Origin of the sequence: Psychrobacter sp. TB15 (assembly GCF_000511655.1) — a bacterium.
In the GTDB taxonomy this organism is placed as follows: Bacteria; Pseudomonadota; Gammaproteobacteria; order Pseudomonadales; family Moraxellaceae; genus Psychrobacter; species Psychrobacter submarinus.
This window is the reverse complement of sequence record NZ_AYXN01000028.1, coordinates 1-3,795: the sequence shown is the minus strand read 5'-3', so window position 1 is coordinate 3,795 and position 3,795 is coordinate 1. Positions and strand designations below refer to the sequence as shown.

Genomic DNA, 3,795 nt, shown 5'->3' with positions numbered 1-3,795 from the left:
TAGACCTCTTGCAAAAGTAGCAGAGGGAATTAAAATAAGAAGAACATTCATCGTTGTCTAAGAACCATGCCAAACATAGATAAGCTACTCAAACAAAGTGACGCTGGTTTTAAACGCTACACTGGCATTCATAAAGCCACCTTTTATGACATGCTTGATGCCATGCAAGAGCATGAAGCATCTAAGACCAAATCAGGTAGACCAAGTGTGCTCAGTCTTAAGGAGCAGATACTACTAGCCCTGACTTATTGGCGTGAATACCGCACGCTTTATCATATCAGTATGGACTTTGGTATTCATGAGTCTTCTGCTAGCCGTATCATTCGTAAAGTAGAAGACACACTGATTGACTCTGGCAAGTTTGAATTACCTAAAAAGCTGCCTAGTCGTGTCGATGACGACATCAATTGGTCAGTCGTCATTGTTGATGCTACCGAAACCCCTATTGAGCGTCCAAAAAAAACCAAAGAGACTACTACAGCGGTAAGAAAAAACAACACACCTTAAAAGCGCAGGTTATCGTTCATTGGCAAACTGGTTTGATACTTGATGTGCAAACCTGTAAAGGGTCAATCCACGATTTTAAGCTGTATAAAGATACTTGTCCTGACTGGTTACCTTGTGACGCCAAGCTACTAGCCGATAGTGGTTATCAAGGGTTAGCAAAGTTACATGAGCAAACTTTCACGCCATTTAAGAAACCTCGTGGTGGTCAGTTATTAGAGATATGCAAACAGGCCAATCACTATCTGGCAAAGTTCCGTATTGTGGTTGAGCACAAAATAGGCTTAATCAAGTTGTTTAAAATCGTGGCTCATAAATATCGCAACCGTCGTCAGCGCTATGATCTTAGAATGAAGCTGTTTGCTGGTATCATTAATTCCGAGCTTAAATTATGACTTTTGCAAGAGGTCTAATAGGTCTTGATTATCCCGTATATTGTCTCTACTAAGTGTGAGGATTTTAGAAGCATCGACATTATAGATATCTAAAGAATACTCTATAAATGGATACTGTAAAAAATTCCAATTATCCGATGAATGCCTATCAGATGTATTTACTAAGCATACATATTGTCCTTTGTAATATATTTTTAAATTTCCAGATGGAAATTTAGAGAAAACACGGAAATTACTTTCGTAGTCTTTCTCTTTAAGTATCCTTATATTTAAGGCAGATTTGTTTTCTTCGTCCCAGTACGCTACTTTATTATTGTTATGATAGTTAAGTTCATTTAAATAATAATTTGATTTTTTTATAATGCTTTTAATTTTTTCTGATACACCAAAAGTAACTAGTTCATTAGATATTTTTTTAAATATTGAAAAAACTTTCTCTAAGGCACTATAACTACCAAATTGATAGCTATAAAGTGCACTTGGCTTTATGTACTTAGAGTACGCAAACACTCTGTCTTTCAAATACTTTTCAATGTCTTTCTCAAATAATTCATTGACTATTAGTTTAGTTCCGTATGATTTTAAGTCATCTACCTCAGTGATGAAACAATAACCTGCCTTACCTGATAGGGGTGAATGCAGCTCTAGTTTTAAACTTTCATGAGTAAGGCGACTTTTGGTGAAAATAGTAATCTTCTGTTTTTCTATCGGCAAATTTTTCATAAGAAGAAAAGCGCTATGCAGTCCAATACCAAACTCACCTGAAGGTTGCATCCATTCGGGCATTTGCCGAACTATTTTTCGTTTCTCTATATTCTTCTTTGAACCTGCTATTTTTTGCATATACTCAAGATCTTTACGAGAGATACCAACACCATTATCTTCAATGCTGAACTCCCATAATGTTGAGTTTTTATTGTCAGCGACTTTTTTACAATCTAAAGTAATAGGATAGTCTGCGAATAATTCACGAGTATCTTTGTCATAAGGGTTAGCGTTTTTAGGTAGTTTTCTAGTGCTGTGCTCTTGTCCATGCTCTAGCCAAACTCTAATCATTGTTGCATCAATAGCATTTTGGATCAGCTCACGATATATACTCATATCGTCTTTATATAAGTTATTACCTTGCAATAACTCAATAGCGCTACGTTCATCTAATGAAAATTTCATCGGTTTATCATTCAACAAAATCTTTGAGCCATCCATTTCAACATCGAGTTTATTAATAGTTGGTAATAAGCCAAAATCACGATGCGGTACGATATTTTTCCATTGTGACATTTGATCTTGAATTTCGCTCTGAATCATATCAAACCATCTACGACATTCAATATATGCCATTTCTGTACTACAGATAGCAGTCACGCTAACAGTTTCATTATCTAATTGAAATTCACGAATAGCTTGATGCTTCTGTTCATGTGTCTTGCTAAGAGATGGCATATTATTTCCTGCTTGCTTAGACATGACAGGGCAAAAGCGGTTGTCATCAATATCAAATAAATCACCTAAGCGTAGTAAGCAAGCGACAAAACGAGGGTGACAGTTTTCTGTACCCATACCGGTTTGACGGAAGGGTAGAGTTTTCATTACATAATCTTCAAAACCAAGCCCATGCGCCCAGCATATTTGACCAAGATAACGATAGATACGTTTTGGGAGAAGTTCGGTTCGAGGAGAGCTAATACCAAGTTTCTCAAAGGGATCCAAAACCACGGAATTTGAGTTTTTAGCATGACCACGACGATACCATTCAGCGATCATCTGGCGATACTTTTCAACGCCCGTATGTGGGTCTGAATGATTGACAAGTGCTTTATTCCAACCATCTTCATGCCACACTTTGGCAAAATCATGTAAGTCTTGCGTATTATCATTTGCGAGGCTTTCAACATATTCTTTAAAGCCGTCTTCTTTGAATACCTGTTGGACTTCATCAGCACTAAATAACATACCAATATCATGCCAATAAGCCGCTTCCAAGATTAACCATGTGTCTGTTGCTGTCAGCTTTTCAATGTTGTTACCAAGTAGACGTTCGATATTGACGAGGATTTGCTGTGAGTGCGATTCGTTATGACTACTAAAGTGCGGATAATAACTGCCCACATTTTCCAGCGACTTACCGACGAGCTTTTCATCAAACTCCCATTGCGAAATTAATATTCTAGTATTGCTGTCTTCATCAGTTTTCTTTCTTAGATGTTTGATTAAGCCTGCGCTCATGGTAAGCCCTACTTGTCATATATATTTAGTATTGCATTCTTAAATTTTACAAACTTAATTCTACCCTAAACAAACGAGCTAAGGAGAAAGGATATTTCAATTATTTAGGGGCTGTAGTAGATAAGGATTAAATATCACACCATTTTCTCAAGGTTTTCAGCTGATTAGATGGTGAGCCATAGTTAAATCTAAACTCGCACTCTTTTAAAAACAAATGGAAGTTCTTCTTATCGATCCCATTATACTTTCTTAGAGTTCGTTTAGACTGGTTCCAAAAGTTCTCAATGCCATTGATGTGATTGTTTTTACCACAAGTAAACTCTTTAGAGTGATTGACTCTGAAATGTTTGAATTCGCTCACATCTAATGCATTATAACTTCGATAGCTATCCGTATAAACAAAGCTGTCAGGCTTGATGTTACGCTTGATGACAGGCATTAGGGTGGTTTGTTTGGTGTCTGCTACGACAATGGTATAAACCTTACCGTTTCGTTTTAGAATACCAAATACAGCGGTTTTACCAGCAGCCCCGCGACCTCTTTTGCCTTTGCGTACGCCACCAAAGTAACTTTCATCTAATTCGACTTCGCCATCAAAAAGCTCATCAGCTTGTAATGAGAGATGGTAATCTATCACAAGTCTTATTTTATGATAAAAAAGTGCAGCAGT

Annotated in this window: 3 protein-coding genes and 1 pseudogene; 2 read left to right on the top strand and 2 right to left on the bottom strand. The window is 37.0% G+C overall.

All coding sequences use genetic code 11. From position 1 onward, the window contains the following. Positions 1-66 precede the first annotated feature (66 nt). Positions 67-507 carry a transposase family protein gene (locus W234_RS0105910; protein ID WP_025643546.1) on the top strand — a complete coding sequence of 147 codons (441 nt, stop codon included), beginning with the start codon at positions 67-69 and terminating at the stop codon, positions 505-507. Positions 508-515: 8 nt separating this feature from the next. Beyond that, positions 516-899: pseudogene (locus tag W234_RS0105905) on the top strand (transposase family protein); the annotation flags it as partial. Here the strand turns inward: W234_RS0105905 and W234_RS0105900 are convergent. Beyond that, the gene (locus W234_RS0105900; protein ID WP_025645646.1) at positions 894-3,125 is read right to left on the bottom strand and encodes an ATP-binding protein; all 2,232 of its coding nucleotides are present in this window, start codon (positions 3,123-3,125) and stop codon (positions 894-896) included. The pseudogene W234_RS0105905 and the gene W234_RS0105900 sit on opposite strands and share 6 nt — an antisense overlap. Before the next feature lie 127 nt (positions 3,126-3,252). Then, positions 3,253-3,795: IS1595 family transposase (locus tag W234_RS0105895; protein WP_025645644.1), on the bottom strand; the 543-nt coding region annotated here is incomplete at its 5' end.

Excerpts from the sequence above, each read along its gene's own strand:
- W234_RS0105910 (WP_025643546.1), top strand. The coding sequence starts at position 67 with ATGCCAAACATAGATAAGCTACTCAAACAAAGTGACGCTGGTTTTAAA.
- W234_RS0105900 (WP_025645646.1), bottom strand. The coding sequence starts at position 3,125 with ATGAGCGCAGGCTTAATCAAACATCTAAGAAAGAAAACTGATGAAGAC.